Source organism: Nostoc sp., assembly GCF_036917415.1.
Taxonomy (GTDB): Bacteria; Cyanobacteriota; Cyanobacteriia; order Cyanobacteriales; family Nostocaceae; genus Nostoc.
Genome location: NZ_JBALDJ010000050.1, coordinates 109754 through 131009, shown reverse-complemented (window position 1 = coordinate 131009; position 21256 = coordinate 109754). Strand labels below are relative to the sequence as shown.

General features: G+C 42.9%; 19 protein-coding genes, 1 tRNA gene and 1 pseudogene. 15 read left to right on the top strand and 6 right to left on the bottom strand.

Features of this window, described 5'->3' with window-relative positions; genetic code table 11:
- Positions 1-134 precede the first annotated feature (134 nt).
- The gene (locus V7K41_RS09350) at positions 135-365 is read right to left on the bottom strand and encodes a hypothetical protein (RefSeq protein ID WP_334847471.1); all 231 of its coding nucleotides are present in this window, start codon (positions 363-365) and stop codon (positions 135-137) included.
- 484 nt (positions 366-849) lie between these two features.
- Between V7K41_RS09350 and V7K41_RS09345 the strand changes: the two genes are divergently transcribed.
- The 4 genes from V7K41_RS09345 to V7K41_RS09330 all read left to right on the top strand — a co-directional run bounded on the left by V7K41_RS09345 (position 850) and on the right by V7K41_RS09330 (position 3689).
- On the top strand, positions 850-1785 hold the full coding sequence (locus tag V7K41_RS09345; protein WP_334847469.1) for a COX15/CtaA family protein: 936 nt from the start codon (positions 850-852) through the stop codon (positions 1783-1785).
- Positions 1786-2012: 227 nt separating this feature from the next.
- The gene (locus V7K41_RS09340; RefSeq protein ID WP_334847467.1) at positions 2013-2966 is read left to right on the top strand and encodes a heme o synthase; all 954 of its coding nucleotides are present in this window, start codon (positions 2013-2015) and stop codon (positions 2964-2966) included.
- 262 nt (positions 2967-3228) lie between these two features.
- Positions 3229-3507, top strand: coding sequence for a type II toxin-antitoxin system HicB family antitoxin (locus tag V7K41_RS09335; protein ID WP_334847466.1), 279 nt, complete (start codon positions 3229-3231; stop codon positions 3505-3507).
- Entirely contained in the window at positions 3471-3689 is a 219-nt protein-coding gene (locus V7K41_RS09330; RefSeq protein ID WP_334847465.1) for a type II toxin-antitoxin system HicA family toxin, read from the top strand. The genes V7K41_RS09335 and V7K41_RS09330 overlap by 37 nt, the downstream gene beginning before the upstream one ends.
- 84 nt (positions 3690-3773) lie before the next feature.
- Here the strand turns inward: V7K41_RS09330 and V7K41_RS09325 are convergent, their stop codons facing one another.
- Both V7K41_RS09325 and V7K41_RS09320 read right to left on the bottom strand, forming a co-directional pair.
- Positions 3774-3956, bottom strand: coding sequence for a type II toxin-antitoxin system HicB family antitoxin (locus tag V7K41_RS09325; RefSeq protein ID WP_334847463.1), 183 nt, complete (start codon positions 3954-3956; stop codon positions 3774-3776).
- 76 nt (positions 3957-4032) lie between these two features.
- Entirely contained in the window at positions 4033-5118 is a 1086-nt protein-coding gene (locus V7K41_RS09320; protein WP_334847461.1) for a serine/threonine-protein kinase, read from the bottom strand.
- 188 nt (positions 5119-5306) lie between these two features.
- On the opposite strand from V7K41_RS09320, the pseudogene V7K41_RS09315 reads away from it, so the two are divergent.
- Positions 5307-5936: pseudogene (locus tag V7K41_RS09315) on the top strand (4Fe-4S domain-containing protein); the annotation flags it as partial.
- Between the two features lie 265 nt (positions 5937-6201).
- The gene (locus tag V7K41_RS09310) at positions 6202-7347 is read left to right on the top strand and encodes a PepSY-associated TM helix domain-containing protein (RefSeq protein WP_334847459.1); all 1146 of its coding nucleotides are present in this window, start codon (positions 6202-6204) and stop codon (positions 7345-7347) included.
- Positions 7348-7819: 472 nt separating this feature from the next.
- On the opposite strand, the gene V7K41_RS09305 is transcribed toward V7K41_RS09310, so the two are convergent.
- Positions 7820-7945, bottom strand: a complete 126-nt coding sequence (locus V7K41_RS09305) for a hypothetical protein (protein ID WP_334847458.1) — start codon at positions 7943-7945, stop codon at positions 7820-7822.
- A 131-nt stretch (positions 7946-8076) separates the two neighbouring features.
- Between V7K41_RS09305 and V7K41_RS09300 the strand changes: the two genes are divergently transcribed.
- The 4 genes from V7K41_RS09300 (at position 8077) to dhaL (ending at position 11940) form a co-directional block, all read left to right on the top strand.
- Positions 8077-8541 carry a hypothetical protein gene (locus V7K41_RS09300; protein ID WP_292859311.1) on the top strand — a complete coding sequence of 155 codons (465 nt, stop codon included), beginning with the start codon at positions 8077-8079 and terminating at the stop codon, positions 8539-8541.
- A 303-nt stretch (positions 8542-8844) separates the two neighbouring features.
- On the top strand, positions 8845-9720 hold the full coding sequence (locus tag V7K41_RS09295; protein ID WP_334847454.1) for an MBL fold metallo-hydrolase: 876 nt from the start codon (positions 8845-8847) through the stop codon (positions 9718-9720).
- A gap of 483 nt (positions 9721-10203) precedes the next feature.
- Positions 10204-11280, top strand: a complete 1077-nt coding sequence (gene dhaK, locus V7K41_RS09290) for a dihydroxyacetone kinase subunit DhaK (protein WP_334847453.1) — start codon at positions 10204-10206, stop codon at positions 11278-11280.
- Positions 11281-11304: 24 nt separating this feature from the next.
- A complete protein-coding gene (gene dhaL / locus V7K41_RS09285) occupies positions 11305-11940 on the top strand; it encodes a dihydroxyacetone kinase subunit DhaL (RefSeq protein ID WP_334847451.1) in 636 nt (211 codons plus the stop codon).
- A 132-nt stretch (positions 11941-12072) separates the two neighbouring features.
- On the opposite strand, the gene V7K41_RS09280 is transcribed toward dhaL, so the two are convergent.
- Complete coding sequence (locus V7K41_RS09280; protein ID WP_334847449.1) at positions 12073-12684, bottom strand: hypothetical protein; 612 nt, start codon at positions 12682-12684, stop codon at positions 12073-12075.
- A gap of 267 nt (positions 12685-12951) precedes the next feature.
- Entirely contained in the window at positions 12952-15243 is a 2292-nt protein-coding gene (locus tag V7K41_RS09275) for an IMS domain-containing protein (RefSeq protein WP_334847447.1), read from the bottom strand.
- Positions 15244-16186: 943 nt separating this feature from the next.
- Between V7K41_RS09275 and pdhA the strand changes: the two genes are divergently transcribed.
- From pdhA to V7K41_RS09250, 5 genes are all read left to right on the top strand, one after another.
- Positions 16187-17221: a pyruvate dehydrogenase (acetyl-transferring) E1 component subunit alpha gene (pdhA, locus tag V7K41_RS09270; protein ID WP_334847445.1), complete on the top strand. Its 1035-nt coding sequence runs from the start codon at positions 16187-16189 to the stop codon at positions 17219-17221.
- A 93-nt stretch (positions 17222-17314) separates the two neighbouring features.
- Positions 17315-18184, top strand: a complete 870-nt coding sequence (locus tag V7K41_RS09265) for an aldose epimerase family protein (RefSeq protein WP_334847443.1) — start codon at positions 17315-17317, stop codon at positions 18182-18184.
- 61 nt (positions 18185-18245) lie between these two features.
- Positions 18246-18317 (top strand) — tRNA-Lys (locus tag V7K41_RS09260).
- 498 nt (positions 18318-18815) lie between these two features.
- Positions 18816-19658, top strand: a complete 843-nt coding sequence (locus V7K41_RS09255; protein WP_334847441.1) for an RNA polymerase sigma factor — start codon at positions 18816-18818, stop codon at positions 19656-19658.
- Positions 19655-21196 (top strand): tetratricopeptide repeat protein, encoded by a 1542-nt coding sequence (locus V7K41_RS09250; RefSeq protein WP_334847439.1) that lies wholly within the window; start codon positions 19655-19657, stop codon positions 21194-21196. The genes V7K41_RS09255 and V7K41_RS09250 overlap by 4 nt, the downstream gene beginning before the upstream one ends.
- Positions 21197-21256 lie beyond the last annotated feature (60 nt).

Below are 21256 nucleotides of genomic sequence, written 5' to 3'. Positions count from 1 at the left end.
CATCTCAAAGATGTCAGGGATCTTGTTTCTCACGATCGCCTATTGACTACTAAAATTTCTTTATCAATGATTTATCAATTAAATTGGTATCATTTAGGTTCCTTAAGCATAAATGTGAGGGGCATCATTTAGCATCATAACTCCCAGGAAATCGACCCTACCACCCTCAACGGTTCGCCTGGGAAAACACGCAGCCTGCTCTGGGAACTCTCAAAATAGTCAACGTCAAACAGATTCCTAACATTGACTCCAACTCGAAAACCTTCCTGCTTGTAGAAGATACCAGCATCCGTGCGTAAATAACTTGGCACAGTAAATATGTTGTTTAAGTCTCCTTGGCGATCGCCAATATAAAATAACCCCAAGCTAAACCCCAACCTCGTGTCTATCTGTAAAGCTGCAATTTTTTGTCACTTCAGCGGCTTTTTTCCACGTTGACATTCTTTTGGTACACCGAAAGTAGAACATATTTACGCAGTTGCCGTATGCTGCAAAAGGTAATCTGTCAATAACGATATATAGTCCTAAAGTCTAAAATTTTTATTAATTTTTTCGCCTACTTTACTAATTTTGAGTAAAAGAGATACATTAAATACTGCCAAAGGTAGATGTAAATAACTAAAAAATTTTAATAAAAAATTTAGGATATTGAAATTAATTGCAACTAATCAATTTTTCACATCTTGAAAAATACCTAAAGCTTGAGGCAAAAAGTGGCTAATGTGCTTCAAAGTATAAGTGAGTGCCGATCTATAAAGCTTTAGCGTATACGCTAGGGTGGAGATAGGACGCTAAAAGAAAATTGAAGATTTTAAGAAATCCACCAAGAGCGGGCAGAAGGTATCGTTCATGAGCGAATTTGTCCTACAACAACAAAATGAAGCGGCTCTTCAGCAGCAAAAACCCAAGGAAATGATTCGGCGCTTGGTGTGGAAAATGTGCATAGCCACCTTAATTTTGATGGCCATAGGCAGTGCCACCCGCGTCATGAATGCTGGACTTGCTTGCCCAGACTGGCCCTTATGCTATGGCGAACTCGTGCCAGCCAAGCAAATGAATCTCCAAGTGTTTTTGGAGTGGTTTCACAGATTGGATGCAGCTTTAATTGGTTTAAGCGCGATCGCACTTTTCGGATTGTCCTGGTGGCGTCGTCGTTTCTTACCCTCTTGGCTGCCTTGGGCATCTACATTCGCCCTATTTCTAATCGTCTTCCAAGGCATCTTAGGGGGACTCACCGTTACCGAACTGTTGCGGTTTGATATCGTTACCGCCCATTTAGGAACGGCGCTGCTGTTTTTTACTACTCTCCTGATTATCGGCACAGCACTCACACCCTATCAGGGGAATGGAACCGTTGGTAAGTTGCCTTGGGTCGGTTTAACTGCTGCTGTTCTAGTTTACCTGCAAAGTTTACTAGGTGCTTTGGTAGGCTCTCGCTGGGCGCTACACCAATGCCTCGGCGGTTCTCAACTTTGTACTGTAATGTACAGCCATATTGCTGGTTTGGTGCCGCCAACAGTGGCAACCTTGGCAATGGTATTTATTTGTTGGCGGACACCAGCACTACATCCAGCCTTGCGGCGACTGGCAAATATGGCTGGTGCGTTATTAATCTTACAAATCTTGTTGGGAGTCGCCACTTTCAAATTACACCTCCAAGTCGAGCCTCTTACAGTCTCTCATCAAGCTATAGGAGCTACTTTGCTAGGTACTTTGGTGGTTTTCACAGTTTTATCACTACGTGACTCAGTGAGTGTTGAATCACGAGTGCTGAGTGCTGAGTAGGGACTGGGAGAGATCGGGGAAATGAGGGAGCAGAGGAAGAATTCCTAACTCCTAACTCCTAACTCAGCACGGGCTAAACGCCCCGCTACCGCTAACAGCACTCAGCACTCAGCACTGATGATGCGACCCACGCAGGTGCAGAAAATCTGTGTTTTCATTTGCCTGAAAGAGCCACCTTGAGCGGGGGCTGCATATAAGTTGTTGAAAAATAAGGAACCAGAGCCAAAATGATTGAGACTAATGTCTCTCGCCACCACGAAACATTTTTCCAGGTAGTTCAAAGTTATTACCAGCTAACGAAGCCTCGGATTATTCCGTTGCTTTTGATTACCACGGCTGGAAGTATGTGGATTGCTGCTAAGGGAGAAGTAGACCCATTGCTGTTGCTAGTAACTCTTACTGGTGGTACTTTGGCTGCTGCAAGCGCCCAGACGATTAACTGTGTCTATGACCGGGATATTGATTATGACATGGAGCGGACGCGCCATCGTCCGATGCCTTCCGGTAAGGTGCAGCCGCGTGATGCTCTAATTTTTGCGATCGCACTAGCAACGATCTCCTTTACACTCCTAGCAGTATTTGCCAATCTGTTAGCCGCCTCGCTAGCTTTCTCTGGCATCGTCTTTTATATTTTGGTCTATACTCACTGGCTAAAACGCCACAGTACCCAAAATATTGTCATTGGTGGGGCTGCTGGGGCAATTCCGGCTTTAGTGGGTTGGGCTGCTGTCACAGGCACTTTAAGCTGGTCAGCATGGTTAATTTTTGGCATCGTCTTTTTGTGGACACCACCCCATTTCTGGGCATTAGCTCTGATGATTCGGGATGATTACGCAAAGGTTGGGATACCAATGCTACCTGTAATTGAAGGTGATACAGCAACAGTGCGGCAGATTTGGTATTATACGCTGCTAACTGTAGTTGCAACCGTGTTATTGGTATATCCCTTGGGCGCAAGTGGAATTCTTTATGCTGCGATCGCTGTAAGTCTGGGAGGATTATTTATCCACAAATCTTGGCGGTTGTTGCAGAATCCAGAGGATCGCGCTGTAGCTAAAGAGTTGTTTCTCTATTCCATTTCCTACATGATGCTGTTGTGTCTGGGGATGGTGGTGGATAGTCTTCCCGTTACCCATAATCTAATTAGTGCGGTGATGAATCATCTGCATTTTATTGGTTAGGGGATGGAAAATTTAGCGATCGCGTTGATCAAAGGGCGCGATCGCATTTTCGGAAATTAAAAATTATACATAATAATTAGAGTTTGGCGGATTTGCGATTAAAAGTAAAATTTCAGTTATAACCAAATTGATTAAAAATAGGACTTATAGATGAGTTACGGAATAACGAACCGCAGAGGCGCAGAGGACACGGAGAAATCAGAGTTTGAGAGATATTTTGCATAAGTCCTAAAAAAGCTGAATTAAGTTGCAAAAAATATAAATGTTGACAAATTACATTCGTATAGCAATGCACAAAGCAACTTATGAGTTGCTTGAGGATGGAACTTTCTATGGCGAAATTCTAGAATGTCAAGGTGTTTGGGCAAACGCTGCAACACTAGAAGCTTGCCGGGAGGATTTGCAAGATACTCTTGAAGGATGGATTGTACTAGGATTGCGTTTGGGTCATACTCTACCAATACTTAATGGTGTTGACCTGAATTTTACCAAAGAGGTCGCCGAATGCCACCCTTTGGATCGATTAATCGGCGGGATCTAATTCGTTATCTGAAAAATGCAGGTTTTGATGGGCCTTACCCAGGTGGTAAGCATCAATACATGGTGAAAGGTGAATTAAGGCTGACAATTCCCAATCCACATCAGGGAGACATCAGTCCAAGCTTACTAAATAGAATATTACGTCAAGCTAATATCAGCAGAGATGAATGGGAGGTGTTATGAATTATATGCGCAATCGCTCATGAGACAATAATCTCTCGTGCGATCGCATCTCTAAAACTGAAAATCCAAAATTTTAATACCTTATTATTTAAGTAAGATTCTTCGGGGACGGTTTTGTTCATTAGGAAAATGGCAATGAACCGCATCACGGATCATTTCTCGTAGTTTTTCTATATCATCAGCCTGAGTAAAAATTGACTCGGTTAAAGCTCTAGCTGTATAACCACCATCTGGATCATCTTCAACGATAAATATAATTTCAGTCATATTTAATCATTGCTTGTAAAATTAAATTATTGTCAAGCAGAAATAGGAATCAACAGCTACATCAATCTCTATAACTTTACCAAGTATAGCTGCCTGCGGAACTTTCCCAACTATCCCAATCTCCCGAATTTTTTTCACCATCCGAGTCCTCTGAACTATCCCAACGTGAATGGGTTCCCCAATTTTTCCGTTGTCTCCAACCTTCTCCACTTAACTGAGTTGTATTCGATTTTAAATCTATATCTTGATTAGATTGTGGCTTATTATAAAAATCGAAATATAGAAATACCTCATCTACCGATTGATAGCGCTTTTTAACGTATTCCTCAATTAATCTATCTAAAATTTTGCTCAAATGAAGTGTAATATTTGTATCTTTTAGTAAATGATTTTTCCATATCCATTCACCATTTAATGCATCATAAAGTTCATCATAACCATCTACATTTGGTAAACATTGTGTCAATAGCCGAATACAAGTTACACCCAAACTATAAAGGTCACTTGCAGGGAAAACTTGACCATGTATTTGCTCTAGTGGTGTATATCCAGGCGTTCCTACTGTTGTGCCAACACCTACAAAAGTTTTTGTAATTTGTTTAGAAACACCAAAATCAATTAATATTAACTTGCCATCCTGACGACGGCGCATAATATTTTCTGGCTTGATGTCTCGATGAATTACACCGCGTTCATGGATAAATTTCAGGATAGGCAATATATCAGCCAAAAGCTCTTTGATCTTTTCTTCGCTAAAAGCTCCCTGCTGCTGCAATTCTTGTAATAAATTCTGTCCCTCAATTAACTCTTGTACCAAATAAAGCCGTTTATCCTGTTCAAAATAAGCAATCAGACGGGGAATTTGCGGGTGTTCTCCCAAGTCATACAGTCGCTTCGCCTCTTGCTTAAATAACTCTGTTGCTTTCTCAAGTGCATTCGTTCCTTGAACTTGCGGAACAAATTGCTTAATTACGCAAGGTTCATCTATCTTATCTGCATCTCTGGCTTCATAAGTTCTGCTAAATCCACCCTCACCCAAAAGTCGTATTACTCGGAAGCGGTTTCTGAATAATGGTGTGAGTGTTTGTCCACACTTAATGCAAAACTTATTATTATCAGGGTTAAACGGATTTGAGCAGTTGGAATTATAACAGTAAAGCATATTTGGAAATATATCAGCAGATAGTGTCTATGTTCAGTTTTCCCATTTTCTGCTGACTTGGTTTCACGACTCTCTATTTTTGAGCAGATTTACTTCTACTGGCATCTACAATCTCAACTCACTTTTGCTAGCGTAGTGATATAGCATTTATCGCTCTCCAGTAAGCGGCTGGAAGCAAAAGGATTAATATGGCTCATTTAAATCAGCGTCGCTCCCAAAATGTCAACGGCGATTTTTATGTAGATACTACCTGTATTGATTGTGATACCTGTTGCTGGATGGCTCCTGAAGTATTTTATGATGTTGATGACCAATCGGCTGTTTATCATCAACCAACCAATGAAACGGAAAGATTAGCCGCGCTGCAAGCACTTTTAGCTTGTCCTACCAGTTCCATTGGCACAGTTGAAAAGCCAAAAGATATCAAGGCTGTTCAAGAAACTTTTCCGATATTAGTAACGGAAAATATTTACCACTGTGGCTATCATTCTGAAAAATCTTACGGTGCTGCTAGCTATTTAATTCAACTTCCAGAAGGTAACATTTTAGTAGATTCTCCCCGCTTTACGCCGCCTTTAGTCAAGCGTTTATAAGAACTGGGGCCAATTCGTTATATGTATCTAACTCATAGGGATAATGTAGCAGATCATCAAAAATTTGCCGAGCATTTTCAGTGCGATCGCATCCTTCATACTGATGATATTACTGCAAGTACTCGCAATGTAGAAATACAGCTAACTGGTTTTGAACCATTTGCCTTGACTCCAGATTTATTAATTATCCCAGTTCCCGGTCACACCAAAGAACAAACTGTTTTAGGGACTTCCAGAAATTAAATTATTCAATTTTGTGAGCGAAGATGATCGTTAGATTCTTCCTCCCTTGCTTCCCCTGCTCACCAAAGCGATGGGTATTTTTTTAGTTGGAAGTCCCTTGCTGGTTCGTCACAAGGGTACAGGATTGAGTTGTGGACAATGCGTAAGTTCTGATAGAATTAATTCTCATTTAGCTTTAAACTATCGCAATCTGGTTTGCTAGCTCTGTGACAAGGGCACAGGATTAAGTTATTGAGAAGGGTCTATCATGAATGCAAGAATAATTCGCAATACTGCATTTCACCTGCATCGCTGGCTCGGTTTAATCGGTGGCACTCTACTCTCCATCGCTGGATTGACAGGCAGTGTGCTGGTTTTCTGGCACGAAATCGATCGCATTGTTCTAGCACAACGGTTTGGTCGCATCATCCCCGGTAAAGAGCAAGTTTCAATTCACGCGATCGCAGACACTGTGAAAACTGTCTACGCCTCCAAAGGCTTGACTATTGGCGGTGTCAGCTTGCCAGAACACATCGATCAGCCTTACCAGGTGTGGTTGAATGATGCGGCCGATCGCGTTTGGTATGTATTTGTGAACCCATATACAGGGCAGGTTATGGGCGATCGTCAGTGGGAAACCAGTTGGATTGGCAGCATTTATAGCCTGCATTACAAACTTTTAGCAGGCGATATAGGCCAATGGATCATGGGTATTGTTGCCCTTCTAACTCTGATCCTTAGCATCACGGGTATCATCCTCTGGCCTGGTTGGCGCAAATTGATTACTGGATTCAAAATCAAATGGCAGAAGGCTCATATCAAACGCACGAATTTTGATATTCACAAAGTAGCAGGTATCATCACCGCCGTCTTTCTTGCCTTCATTGGCTTCACCGGTTTTGCCTGGAACATTCCTCAAGCAAAGGTGACTGATATCATTTATGCCGCAACCCTAACACCAAAACCCGCAGAGCCAGTTTCTAAACCGATTTCTCTTCAGCAACCTTTGGCGATCAAAGACCTGCTACAACGAGCCGATGCCGCCGTTCCCAATGCTATTACTACCTACGTTTCTTTTGCTAATAAACAGGAAGAACCATTCCACGTGGGCAAAAAGCAGGCTCAGGAAACAGGTCAATATGGGACAACGCAAGTCTATCTCGATCAATTCACAGGCAAGGTAATTCAGATTAATGATGGCGTTAAACCCTCCCGTGCCGAAGCCATTTTGAATCAGTTTGGCTCTGTGCATTTTGGCACCTTCGGTGGACGGCTGACGCAGGTTTTGTATGTGTTTGTGGGTCTGGCTCCCACCGTGCTGATGGTGACAGGTGTTGTGATGTGGTGGTATCGCCGTCGGGTGAAAGTGGGCACTCAACGAGAGGTCAACGTGGCAGCTGAGGTGAAGTGGTAAGGAAAGGCGATGCCTGCGGCAACCCGTACCACTTCGTGGAGAAAGCAAGCTACGCATAGCGTTTCCTACAGGAGAAGCGGGAAGGAAAAGCAGGCAAAGTAGAGTATCATTTTTACTTCTTTGGAGACTATCAGGATCGCTACCATACCGTTGGGGCAGGACAATACGGCATTTATGGCAGTGGGTTATCTCCCAAAAACCTAGTGGATTTTTCGGAGTGCCATCCTTATTTGGAGGTATTCAGGAGTGCTGATTGCTGAGTGCCTCGGCTTAGAGTAACCCCATAGATAAATCTAAGGGATTGATCTTGGACGTATTATATCAAGTCCGGTTAATCACTTATGATTACCGGATCTGTGCAAAAATCGGAAAAGTCTCTTTCCCCCTGCTCCCTGCTCCCTGCTCCCTGCCCCCTGCTCCCTGCCCCCTGCGGTCTAAATCTGTTGAAATCGGACACAGTGGATAGAATTCACTATGCCAGAGATATTTTACGACAACGGCTGAAGCATCCCCCGACTTTGGCAGAACTGGCAAGGCTGACAGGGTTGATATCTTCTAACACTCGAACTGGCAAACGATCGAAATCATCAGGCAGCACAAGCCCATTGGCAGCAAGTAATTACTACTTCACCAGCATGGTTTTCAAAAGAAGCCAAAATAGTCTATTTGTCTTCTGTTACCATGATAAATGAGGGCAAGAAGCCTGACCACTGCACGGGTGAACTGACAATGACACCTGAACGCGAACTGAGAGTCGAAATCGCAAGAAACATCATCGATGAATGTGAAGTCCTGTTTAGCGCCCAGGCGTGGAAGTTCTATCAGCGCTCAGGTCGAGGCTACCTTTATCTTCACAAAGTCGTGAATATCCAGCATTCCGGTGGCAACGACTTTTCAATCACAGAAAGTCCATCTGCGATCGGGAGCAAGGTTCATTATGTGGCGCAAAGAAGTGAACCCTGGAAGATGATGATGCTCTCGCAAGCGGCGAAACAACAGCCGATCGAATATGCTGAGTTGTTTAATGTGATTGACACCTATAAGCCCAAGGAAGAGTATGTGGTAATAGTGGGGTTTAATTACGGCTCTGATGCCTCAGAAAACTGGTTTTTAAGACGGCCAGAATTGCCACCAATGAAAGCCTATACGGCGGTTCGCCATCGTCCGCAGGAATTTGGAGTAGATTCGCTCTAAGCGCGAAACAACTATTCAATATTCCCAGAACTAAATATCAACTTTCTTCCTTCTCCACCTCAAAAAGTAGGAAATGCTCTTTCTGGTGCATGAATATTAAAAGTAGTTGATCGTTTGGGATGCTCTCTAAGCAGATGGTGTCTATGTTAAGTTTTCCATTTTCTGCTTACTAGGTTTCATGAGTCTTTATATTTTTGAGCAGATTTATTTCTAATGGTGTCTCCAGTCTTAGTCCGCTTTTGCTAGCGTAGTGATATAGAGTTTATCGCTCCCCAGTAAGCGGCTGGAAGCAAAAGGATTAATATGGCTCATTTAAATCAACGTCACTCGCAAAATGTCAACGGCGATTTTTATGTAGATACTACCTGTATTGATTGTGATACCTGTCGCTGGATGACTCCTGAAGTGTTTTCTCGTGTCGATCAACAGTCGGTGGTTTATCATCAACCTACGAATAATACAGAAAGATTAGCAGCCCTGGAAGCACTTTTAGCTTGTCCTACTAGTTCTATTGGCACAGTTGAGAAACCAAAAGATATCAAAGTTGCTCAAGAAAAGTTTCCAATATTAGTAGCAGAAAATGTTTACCATTGCGGCTATCATTCCGAAAAATCTTATGGTGCTGCTAGCTATTTAATTCAACTTCCAGAAGGTAATATTTTAGTGGATTCTCCCCGCTTTACGCCACCTTTAGTCAAGCGTTTAGAGGAACTGGGGCCAATTCGTTATATGTACCTAACTCATAAGGATGATGTCGCAGATCATCAAAAGTTTGCCGAACATTTTCAGTGCGATCGCATCCTTCATACTGATGATATTACTGCCGATACTCGCAATGTAGAAATACAGCTAACTGGTTCTGAACCATTTACTTTGACACCAGATTTATTAATTATCCCAGTTCCCGGTCACACCAAAGGACAAACTGTTTTACTCTACAAAAATAAGTTCCTCTTCACTGGCGACCATCTCGCTTGGTCAGAAAGCTTGCACCAACTGATTGCATTCCACGGTGCCTGCTGGTATTCTTGGTCAGAACAGACTAAATCAATGCGTAACTTGGCTAATTACTCTTTTGAGTGGGTACTACCAGGTCATGGGCGAAGGTTTCATGCTGATAGGGAAATGATGCACCAGCAGATGCACAAGTGTATTGAGTTGATGGAATCTTTGAATTGACCAAATAATTCATAATTATTCGGTTATATGGCAAAACCTACGAAAAACCTAACCCCCTTCCCGACACAGGAAGGGGAAAATTTCAAAGTCTCTCTCTTTTAGGGCTACGGTGTACACACAAGTCTTTTCGTTCACAACACAAGTCTTTTCGTTCACAACACAAGTGCTTTCGTTCATAACACAAGTCTTTTCGTTCACAACACAAGTACTTTCGTTCATAAGCAAGTCTTTTCGTTCATAACACAAGTACTTTGGTTCATAAACAGGTCTTTTCGTTCACAACACAAGTCTTTTTTGAGCCTTTAAGGGAATGAAACAGCTTTGCTTTTCAAGAGGGGGGTGGGAGGATTAAAAGTCGTGGAGCCACTCTAAAAGACTTGTATGTACACGGTAGCCTTTAAGAAGAGAGGTCAGACTGTATTGCATACAAACCAGCGATCGCTATAACCTGGGTTTTAGCACCCTTTTAACCAAACACGGATTATGAAAAAGCTGATCAACAAGCCGGAAGACTTTGTGCAAGAAAGTCTAGAAGGTATGGCGGCGGCTCATTCCGATTTAATTAAACTGAACTACGATCCTGCCTTTGTCTATCGAGCCAATGCACCTATTCAGGGTAAAGTAGCAATTATTTCAGGTGGTGGCAGTGGACATGAACCAATGCACGCTGGCTTTGTGGGCAAAGGAATGCTGGATGCAGCTTGTCCTGGTGAGGTTTTCACTTCACCCACTCCTGACCAAATGCTAGAAGCAGCCAAGCAAGTAAATGGAGGCTCAGGTATCCTTTATATCGTCAAAAATTACAGTGGCGATGTGATGAACTTTGAGATGGCAACAGAGTTAGCCCGTGGTGAAGGCATTCGATCGCTAAATATTTTGATTGATGACGATGTAGCAGTAAAGGATAGCCTCTATACCCAAGGACGTAGAGGTGTGGGAACAACAATACTGGCAGAAAAAATTTGTGGTGCGGCGGCTGAGGCAGGGTATGATTTGCCACAGATAGCAAATTTGTGTCGCCGAGTAAATCTGAATGGACGGAGTATGGGAATTGCTCTAACATCCTGTACAGTGCCAGCTAATGGAACGCCGACATTTGAATTGAGCGATCGCGAAATCGAATTAGGTATCGGTATCCACGGTGAGCCAGGAACAGAACGTACAGCTATCAAATCAGTAGATGAGATTACCGAAATTTTGATGCGATCGCTCATGGAGGATGCAGCATACAGCCGCACACTGCGAGAGTGGGATGAAGATAAAGGAGAATGGGTAGATGTAGAGTTAACAAGTCTACCATTTGCCAAAGGCGATCGCCTCTTAGCTTTCGTCAATAGTATGGGTGGAACCCCGATTTCTGAATTGTATATTGTTTATCGCAAACTCGCCCAAATCTGCGAACAGCAAGAATTGCAAATTGTGCGAAACTTAATTGGCCCTTATATAACATCTTTAGAAATGCAAGGTTGCTCCATTACCTTGCTGAAATTAGATGATGAGATGATCCGGCTATGGGATGCACCAGTAAAAACGCCAAGTTGGTGCTGGGGAATTTCATAATTACGAATTACGAATTATGTTGATATGGTGACTCAAGCGCAGATATTACAATGGTTGCAGGCTTATGCAACCGAGATAGAGCAGAATAAAGCATATTTGACAGAATTAGATGCTGCGATCGGAGATGCTGACCACGGGATCAATATGGATCGCGGCTTCAAAAAGGTAAGTACTCAGTTACCAACTCTTACAAACAAGGACATCAGCAACATTCTCAAAACCGTGAGTATGACCTTAATTTCTTCCATTGGCGGTGCTAGTGGCCCTCTTTATGGAACCTGGTTTTTACGAGCCAGTACAGCAGTAGTAGATAAGCAAGAATTAACGAAACAAGATGTATTAGGGCTACTCCAAGCAGGCTTGGACGGTGTGTTGCAACGTGGTAAAGCGCAACTAGAAGACAAAACAATGGTCGATGTACTATCTCCGGCTGTAGACGCTTTTAGGCAGGCTGTAGGAGAAAGTAAAGGGACGCTGGAAGCGATGCAACAGGCTGTAGCAGCAGCCCAAAGGGGATTGCAAGAAACTATACCGATGCAAGCCAAAAAGGGACGAGCTAGCTACCTTGGAGAACGGAGTATCGGACATCCAGATCCAGGAGGAACTTCTGCTTATTTGATGTTGAAGAGTTTGTTAGGTGTATTGGAAGATTCTAGGTAATATCAAGTCCAGATAATTAGTTATGATTCCCACAGTCATTGCACTCACCTCTCAATCCCCCTCCTCGCTTGCGGGGAGGGGAGACGAAGCATAGCTTTGGCGGGGTGGGGTTCTGCGGACATGATATTACCCCTATTTAAAATTCAGAAGTTGAAGCAGATTTTGAAGCTTGAAATTATTCCAACTCAAAGCTACTGAAGTTTCAATAGTTAACTCTCCTTGTTTGAGGTTAGTAATCAAAGCAGAACCATTTTCAAGACTATAGAAAAGGTCATCTAAAAGCTGTAATTGATTTCGAGGAAGAGTATAGTAAATCTTATTATTTTCAATTCTAACTTCTTTTGGTAAAGCCTCATTGGGAAGTTTACCTCCCAAGAATGTTTTCCAACCTGCAATGAGGTAACGGTAAACTATCGATTCAGTTTCAAACTCAGGGGGTTTCAATAAGCGAAGTTCCCCTTCAAGGCAATCTTCATTAAGAATTATTTTCTCAGGAGTAAAATGTAATTGCACTTGAATTTTATTGTATTCTATTGTTGCAATAAGTCCCTCCTCAGAGTGTGGCTTTAAGCTTTTTAATTGCTCAACTCTAGATTCGGCTTGTTGACAGAGAAGTAAAACCATTTTTTTGGTCAAAGTCAAATATTTAGCTTCTGAGCTAAACATAACGTATTCTTCTAGACTTCTTTTTAGAAATTGTCTAGACTCCTGAAACGTTGCTGTAATTTTGTTAAATACGCCCATATTTAGTTATTTAGAAAAGATAAAATTATTGGAAGCCGAGCCAAACATAATGCTCTCCGAGAAATATTTGGGCTTCCATTTATAAATATTCCCATATAATTCTCTGGAATCATCATCGGACGAAAAGTTTTTGAAGTTGGCTTTCCAAAGCTCTAGAAATTTGTCTTGTTATATTGTTGATTTGCCAACTTACTGAATTGTTAAAGCCTTCCAAGGGAACAGTTCAGCGCGGGGGTAAGTCGTAGACGATAACCTAAAAATTCAAACTTATCTGATTATCTGATTCACAACAGATGTACTCTGAATACGCCATTTACCTCGTTCTCGAATCAAATCGTACCGAACTCGCAAATTCTCGTTAGAAGAGTTTTTATACTGACCATTTTCATATAACTGCGTCGCTTCCTTCACTGTAGCTACGACTGCGGCACGATCTGCAAATAAATCAATTTTCTCTACAGATTCTACCTTTACGCTATGGTCGTACTTGCGATAGCGGTTGTCAGACTTAGCCTGTTGAGCAATCACCCGCCATTGAGACAAAGCTGAACCAGTTAAAATCTGCTCTAAGTTATTAATCTCATGATTCGGCCCTAAAGCTTCGGCTTTAGTAGATAGCCAAGTGCGAATGATTTCCTCTGCTGCTGCATCTGTTAAAGGGCCATCTAGTCCTTGTGGTTTACTATTTGGACCGGGAATAGATATTGGTGGTTGATTTATTTGTACAAACAACTGTGAAGCAGGCGCAGACCTTGTTGGAAAAAACAGATTTTTTAACCATCCAAAAGTTGTTGTGGCTAAAACCCAGAAAACTAATAGACTCACCAAAGAAATAAACACTCTCCATACCAGCCGTGTTTTCCCTTCGATGGTGTTAGCAAAAGTTCGCCGCCGCCGAGGACGACGAGAATGGGGACGATTATTCGGTACACGCTCCCGGATAGCAGATGGAGTAGGTTTTCTTTGCCGACGCTTTTGGTTATGAGCAGGTATAGCACTTTTAGCTGAACCGTTCAAATGCTGATTAGTGCCTCTGCTCGTTCGTTCAGCAGCAGGAACCTCTGATTTTACATTTCCAGATGAATTCCACATAGGTGGTGAGAAGTTTGAATATTCTGGTGTTTCTGGCAAATCTAGGTCAGGTGTTCTGCTGTGGTTAAATTGCCTTGGAGTCCTAGTTGAATTCTTAGGGAAAGGCGAATTATTTGTCTGTGGCTGGGGAAAATTTTGGGGGTTAATTACAGCCCACTCATTAGTTGTTTCTGCATCCGTTGGCAGTGCTTCTAAATAAGCTTGTACCTGTTGGTTAGCAAAGTAATCTTTTAGAAAAGCTTGCTGGTTTGCTAAATCTCGAAAATGGGGAAATACTTCGTGTTGCAACCACTGTTCTGCATATAGACACAGGCCTGGTAACAAATCTGGAGAGTCTTGAGATTTTTCTCTAATAAAAGCTAAAGCTTCGTACTCCTGACTAAGTTCTAAAACCCGAGTTGCTTCTTCAGTTTGTCCCAAAAGTAACGCACATAAAGACTGTTCTAAATGTACATCTTGGCGCTTACTCAGACGTATGAGCATTTGCCTTGCTTGACGAATTAAAGCAGGTTGCCGTTGAGCAAATCCCCGCGCTATTAATGCATAAACAGCTAAGTAAGTGGCAACAGCAGAAGGACGTTTGCTTTGGGCTTCAAATAACTTGTGCTGCTCGGCGACTGTTAAGTGGTTGCGTAACTGCTGGATAAATCGCAGAAAGTCATCTATATTTAAACCAGAATCATCATTGTTTGTGCCATCAATCCCGCCACGGTCTTCTAAGAGGTTTTGCAATAATTCCAAACCTTGGCTGCGTTCGGCAGTCTTTTCTTGAGGTAGTGCCAGCAACTCCAAAATTCGATATGGTCGCAATTTATAAAGATCCGCCTGAATTTCTGCCTGAACACTGGCGAACAACCCTTCGCGTACTAGCAGTTCTTGACCAGTTTCTAGAGATATGGCGGCATTTTCATAGTGACCTTGCTGCCACTGTTCGCGACCTAATTCTAGACAAGCAAGGGCAACAGTGAGAACAACATCTGGATGTTCAGCACTTTTGTGTATTTCTTCGTCTGCTAAATTATTGCCCTTTCTTGCACTTGTAGCACCATTTTTATTTACCAGGTACGGACGACCTAGTTTCAGTACAAGTTCGTATTCCCCCAATTCTTGCAAAATTAATAAAGCGCCAACTAATTCGTCTTGGGTAATTTCGATACCCAAACTTTGGGTATCACTACCCCTTTTGGTGCTTTCTGGACGATTTTCCAGTGCTACTGCGGCAGCAGCAAGGTTATCAGGGTCATAGGCGTGAGCAAGATAAAGCTGATCGTAGGTACTGCGTTGTTTTGGATCTGATAAAACCACGTAAGCTTCTTCTATGAGTTGTTTACGAGAAGAAATTGCTGCCTGAGAATACTCACGTCGCGGCAATTGTACAATGCGATCGCTGTATGCTTGTCGCAATTGTTCTTCACTTGCCGCTAACGGTAGTCCTAAAATTCGGTAGTAATCTAGCGGAATTCGCACAGCCTACTTCCCCTGCACCGCGATCAACATAATTCACCTAGAGCGTTCCAGGCCTGTAAAACCGTGCCATAAAAATGCCGTATAGAATTTACTCTACAAGTGTATATTGCAACAACTTGTTTTGTACCTTCCCGAAATTTTGAGTCACATTTTAGTACTAATTTTTTGCTTTCGCCTAGAAAGCCTCAATTGTTTGTTTTAATTCTTAGTATTTTTGTTTAACACAACTATTATCAGCCTTCGATACCACAAACCACAACTACCATTTTTAATCACGGCATAATTGTTGTGACTGGAAGAATCTATTGATGATTGATTTTTTTGGGACTTTCCCACTATGTAGTAACAAAAATACCACTATTGAGGATTTACCCTGATAACAGGAGACAAAAATCATATCATAATTTACCCTTCATTACAATTACCTATTTGGGTATTATAGATTTTTGCCTCCTTTTTTTTAAATTGTTAATGGATATGCAGAAACCGGTCTATTTTGATTGCTAGTCTGTGAAGGGGAATATTTAGGAGTGCTGAGTGGTGAGTGTTGAGTGCTGAGTAAGAAGTAATGAGTAAAAAGTAGTAATTACTCACTACTTGGAACTGATTTGATGCCTAAGTCTAGTCATTTTACTTTTTACTTAGTATTCGTTACGGACTAAATGCCCCGCTACCGCTAACGGCACTCAGAACTGTTTCGGTGAGAGAGAAAACCTAAAGCGGCAGATATTGCCCTTAGAGTCAAATCCTCACGGGGAACGAGCTGAAAAGTTAAAAATCAAAAATTAAAAATTCAGCTATTCCCTAAGACCCTTTTTTGGTGCATAAATAAAGTTTGATTGTTGGGTCTTACAAACGCTAGCCTGTTAAAAGCTGAGGTGTTATCAGACCAACTTATTTAAGACCATAACTTTAAGTTGTACAACAGGGATACTCAAAAATAATGGTTCAAGAGCGTACTTTACCCACTTTTAATCCTGCTACTACGCAAATTACTAAGGAAGAAGGATTACGGTTATATGAGGACATGGTTTTAGGGCGCTTGTTTGAAGACAAGTGCGCTGAAATGTACTACAGGGGCAAGATGTTTGGTTTTGTCCATTTGTACAACGGTCAAGAAGCCGTTTGCAGTGGTATTGTGCAGTCAATGCGACCAGGTGAAGATTTCGTTTGTAGTACCTACCGCGACCACGTTCATGCTCTGAGTGCGGGTGTACCAGCAAAAGAGGTAATGGCAGAATTATTTGGTAAAGCCACAGGTTGCAGCAAAGGGCGCGGTGGTTCCATGCACATGTTTTCTGCCGAACATCGCTTGCTAGGTGGCTATGCTTTTGTGGCTGAGGGAATTCCTGTAGCAGCTGGGGCGGCTTTTCAAACCAAATACCGCCGCGAAGTGCTGGGAGATAAAAATGCTGACCAAGTGACAGCTTGCTTTTTTGGCGACGGTGCAGCTAATAACGGTCAGTTTTTCGAGACACTAAATATGGCAGCCCTATGGAAACTGCCAATTCTGTTTGTGGTCGAAAATAATAAGTGGGCCATTGGGATGTCTCACGAACGAGCCACTTCCCAGCCAGAGATTTATAAAAAAGCCAGTGTGTTTAACATGGTGGGCGTGGAAGTAGATGGTATGGATGTACTAGCAGTTCGAGCCGTGGCCCAAGAAGCTGTAGCCCGTGCCCGTGCAGGTGAAGGCCCAACATTAATTGAGGCGCTTACCTACCGCTTCCGGGGTCACTCCTTGGCTGACCCAGATGAAATGCGAAGCAAGGCGGAGAAAGAATTTTGGTTCGCCCGTGACCCAATTAAAAAGTTGGCAGCTTATTTGGTAGAGCAAAATCTGGCGGATGAGGGAGAAATCAAAGCCATTGACCGTAAAATTCAGGATGTAATCGACGAAGCAGTTAAATTCGCCGAAAGCAGCCCCGAACCAGACCCCAGCGAGTTATATCGTTTTGTGTTTGCAGAAGACGAATAAACAGTGCTGAGTTATGAGTGCTGAGTGCTGAGTATTTTTTCTTTTACTCAGGACTCAGGACTCAGCACTCCACCTTACCCAGGACTAAAATTTGTGTTTAGCATTGCAGTTCAACAGCAACAGTACAAGACCTACATTCTTTCGGACGAAGCCATTGGTTCTCAATTGGAAGTCGTACCCGAACGCGGTGGGATCATCACCCGTTGGCGCATTCAAGGGCAAGAAATTTTCTACCTGGATACTGAACGCTTTACTCATCCTGAGTTGAGTGTCAGAGGTGGAAATCCAATTTTGTTTCCTATTTGTGGCAATCTACCAGATAATACTTACACTCACAACGGTCAAAAATATACTCTCAAGCAACACGGTTTTGCTCGTGAATTGCCGTGGTCAGTAACAGAACAAAAAACTAAAGATCAAGCTAGCCTCACTGTCGTTCTGAATAGCAATGAGCAAACCAAGGCTGTTTATCCTTTTGATTTTCAGCTGGCTTTCACCTACGAACTTCAAGGTAATACCCTAGAAGTCCGGCAGCAGTATAAAAATTTGTCATCCACACCAATGCCCTTTTCGGCTGGTTTCCATCCCTACTTTTTGTGTGGTGATAAAACTCAGTTAGAGATTGAAATTCCTTCTAAGCAGTATCAAGACAATCAAACTAAGGAATTTCACTCTTTTGATGGCAATTTTGACTTTAGCCGTGATGAAATTGATTTTGCCTTTGAACAGCTAACGAGTCAATCGGCCACTGCGATAGATCGTAGCCGCAAGTTAAAACTCACCTTGGATTACGATGATTTCTCTACCTGGCTGGTATTTTGGACAGTCAAAGGCAAAGAATTCTACTGTCTAGAACCGTGGAGTGCCACCCGTAACTCTCTCAATACTGGTGATAACCTGACTGTGTTAGCACCAGGAGCTAGCCACACAGCATCTGTAAAGTTTACTGCCAATTTTTTCTAAACTCCTTTACAAATCTACAGATATTTATGCTATGATGGCAAAGTTGCGAAATGCAGCGAAAGGGTCGCTAACTCAACGGTAGAGTACTCGGCTTTTAACCGATTAGTTCCGGGTTCGAATCCCGGGCGACCCATTTAACAATTCAAAATTCAAAATTCAAAATTCAAAATTTAAGACAGTTTCAGACGAAGAGGAGTGCGGTCTTGGGGTCTCCCCAAGAGGAGCAACTCCGGGGGATTTAAGCCCCGACTGAAACGGAGCGGAGTCGGAGCCACTCCGCCTCCCAGCTACGTGTAGACGTAGCGCAAAGTCAGAGCGGAGGTTTCCTCCGCTCTGACTTTGTAAGAGAGGGGTCTTAAACCCTTTATTTGCGATAAAAGTTTAAGGAATACTCGCTGAAGGTTTTGAGATGAAAGCAGAGGCGAGTTTTATGATGAGGAAATTTGTGAATACGATCGCTCAGGGGAACAAAAAATTTTCGGATGAGCGATCGCTTTTTGCTGAAGATAAAAAAAAGATTACAGTTTAAGCAAAATTAACGAAGTTGTCAGTTATTTCAGTGATTCTACGGTTAGTTAAGTGCGAGTTAAAGGTGAATAACTGAATTGAGCTTTTCAACTGGAAGTAACAGATGCGGGCAAATTTGGAGCAAAAAGCTTTTATTTCCTTAGTAGGTCTGAAAACTAAGAACTTACCGATAAAGGAAATACGATTACAGGATTTGTCTGGGAGCAATTATACTTACTTTTGGCAGTTATGGGAGCAGTATCGAGATTATCTTTACAGTCGCTGCTTACAGTGGATGGGAGGTAATCGTCATGATGCCGAAGATTTGTTCAGTCGGGCAATGCTCAAAGCCTGGAATCAATGGCCAGACTATGGAAGTAGAATCACCAAGCCCAGAGCTTGGTTAAGCCGACTCATCCAGAACCTCTGCATGGATTTGCATCGAGAACGCAAGCGAGAGGCGCAAAGGATCAAAAACTTCGAGGATATTCAATTTGCAGATTATGCAGCAGTTGCTTCCAGACTTGAGTCTCCTGAGTCAGAGATATTTAGTCACGAACTAAGGGCATATCTCCACCACAAAATTGAGTCCTTACCTACGAGACTGCGCCAATCTTTTATCCTTCGCTACTGCCAAGAAAAGTCTTACAGAGACATTGCCAAAGAACTCGCTCTCTCAGAAGACAACGTTTACAAACGAGTTCAACAGGCGCGAACTATTCTGCAAAAGCAGTTAAGCAAATATCTGGCAGGGGAAGATGACACTTCCCTAAATTCTGTCCCACCCCGCTTAAGATTGGTGGTTCCGATGGTGGAATCTAAACCCGAGCAAAGGGTGATATCTGACTGGGAAGTGCCAATGACAACAAGAAGCATCGAAGAAATTAATTATAAAGTAACCGTTACATGTCTGGAAAACTTGCAACATACTTGGTACAGCTCCCCCAGCCCTCTGGGGTGGACATGAATGTTCATCTAGTTTTAGACGAAAAGCCAAATAGACAAGACCAGAAGCTAAAAACCTTAAGTAAGTACGTCCAGAAGTATCCCCAAGGATGGAAGAAACGCTTGGAATTGGCTGATTTGTTGTCCGGCATGGGAAACTGGCAGCAGGCGATCGCAGAATATCGCCAAGTAATTGAGCGACAGCCTCAATTGATTAGTGTGCGGCTGCAACTGGGAAAAATCTTGCAAATGATGAAACGAGAGGCAGAGGCTATAGAGGTATATGCAAGTGCCTTAGCATTATCGTGTAATCAAGGGACTCAGCACCATATAAGTGGATTGATTGCTGTTTGTAAAGGTGATAGTCATAAAGCGATCGCAGATTTTAATGCTGCGACTGACTTAGAACCTGACAAAATTGTTCACTGGTTGGCATTGGGACAGGTGGAGAAAAAGAGAGAAAATCCGATTGGGGCTTTACGAGCCTTTTCACAGGTTTTGTCACTCAACCCAGATGATATTGTCGCCTTGATTCACAGCTATGATGCACTGATGGCGGTGGGGGATTTCCAAGCAGCTAGGGAGAATTTAAATAGAGCGATCGCTCTAGCTCCCGATGATTTCGGTGTACTCCAACGACAGTTAGATCGGCGTTGTGGGATAAAATTAGTATCCGGTAAAGAAGGAAAGCAGACTAAAAAGTTGATTGGTTCTATGCTTCAACAGGCTCCTCACGCAGCTGAAGCTTACAAATCACTAGCGTATTATCACCTTTATCGGGGAAATTGGGCGCAAGGGGTAGGGGTGTTAGCAGAGTTTGCAGAGCAACACCCCAATCATCCTAGCGGTTGGTATTACTATGGGCAATGCTTGTTCCATACAGGGGAATATCAGACTGCGGCCCAGATGATGCTCAAAGCTTATAATTTGTATCCCAACGATTGTGAAATCTATCAGGCGTTGTGTAAGATTTTGCCCGTTGCTCGGCGACTAGAAGAATTACAACCCCTACTAGAAGAGATGCTTGAGCGTTTTCCTGAACGGTGGAGTGTTTGGGCGACGGTGGGGCGGGTTCTGGTGGAAAGCTTTCAAGAAATTGACCGAGGGTGTAGTGTTTCTGCAAAAGGAATAGAACTGCAACCTGAGTTAGCTGACGCTTGGTTTAGCTATGGGCGGGTGTTGGCTTTGGCGGTTAAACATCAAGAAGCGGTGGCAACTTTGGCAACAGGATGGAAGTTTTTGCCAGTAGCGGGGGGTTATCTGCAATCTGTACCTGCTGCGGTGTGGCTGGGAGACAGTTACCGAAGCCTCGGTGATAATGCCCTAAGTCGGCGGTGGTGGGAAGAGGCTTGTGTGCGAAGTCAGGAACTAAAGTCGTTTAACTCGGCTACGACTGATTATTGGCAAGGGAGAGCCTTGGAAGGGTTGGGCGATACTTCCGGGGCGATCGCAGCTTATCGCATTGCTTTGAGTCAACAGTTGTTTTACCCGGCTCGTGACGAGGTTAAGGAGACTTTGACACGGTTACAAGGGATGGTGCGGAAGAATTCTCGTGCTTGAGTCTGGTTTGATCGGGTGGATTTATTTTAGAGAAAAAATGCTTCTAACTCGAAAAATTCC

Excerpts from the sequence above, each read along its gene's own strand:
- V7K41_RS09300 (WP_292859311.1), top strand. The coding sequence starts at position 8,077 with ATGACACCTGAACGCGAACTGAGAGTCGAAATCGCAAGAAACATCATC.
- V7K41_RS09310 (WP_334847459.1), top strand. The coding sequence starts at position 6,202 with ATGAATGCAAGAATAATTCGCAATACTGCATTTCACCTGCATCGCTGG.
- V7K41_RS09325 (WP_334847463.1), bottom strand. The coding sequence starts at position 3,956 with ATGACTGAAATTATATTTATCGTTGAAGATGATCCAGATGGTGGTTAT.
- V7K41_RS09330 (WP_334847465.1), top strand. The coding sequence starts at position 3,471 with ATGCCACCCTTTGGATCGATTAATCGGCGGGATCTAATTCGTTATCTG.
- pdhA (WP_334847445.1), top strand. The coding sequence starts at position 16,187 with ATGGTTCAAGAGCGTACTTTACCCACTTTTAATCCTGCTACTACGCAA.
- dhaL (WP_334847451.1), top strand. The coding sequence starts at position 11,305 with ATGGTGACTCAAGCGCAGATATTACAATGGTTGCAGGCTTATGCAACC.
- V7K41_RS09320 (WP_334847461.1), bottom strand. The coding sequence starts at position 5,118 with ATGCTTTACTGTTATAATTCCAACTGCTCAAATCCGTTTAACCCTGAT.
- V7K41_RS09335 (WP_334847466.1), top strand. The coding sequence starts at position 3,229 with ATGTTGACAAATTACATTCGTATAGCAATGCACAAAGCAACTTATGAG.
- V7K41_RS09295 (WP_334847454.1), top strand. The coding sequence starts at position 8,845 with ATGGCTCATTTAAATCAACGTCACTCGCAAAATGTCAACGGCGATTTT.
- dhaK (WP_334847453.1), top strand. The coding sequence starts at position 10,204 with ATGAAAAAGCTGATCAACAAGCCGGAAGACTTTGTGCAAGAAAGTCTA.
- V7K41_RS09250 (WP_334847439.1), top strand. The coding sequence starts at position 19,655 with ATGAATGTTCATCTAGTTTTAGACGAAAAGCCAAATAGACAAGACCAG.
- V7K41_RS09280 (WP_334847449.1), bottom strand. The coding sequence starts at position 12,684 with ATGGGCGTATTTAACAAAATTACAGCAACGTTTCAGGAGTCTAGACAA.
- V7K41_RS09345 (WP_334847469.1), top strand. The coding sequence starts at position 850 with ATGAGCGAATTTGTCCTACAACAACAAAATGAAGCGGCTCTTCAGCAG.
- V7K41_RS09255 (WP_334847441.1), top strand. The coding sequence starts at position 18,816 with ATGCGGGCAAATTTGGAGCAAAAAGCTTTTATTTCCTTAGTAGGTCTG.
- V7K41_RS09340 (WP_334847467.1), top strand. The coding sequence starts at position 2,013 with ATGATTGAGACTAATGTCTCTCGCCACCACGAAACATTTTTCCAGGTA.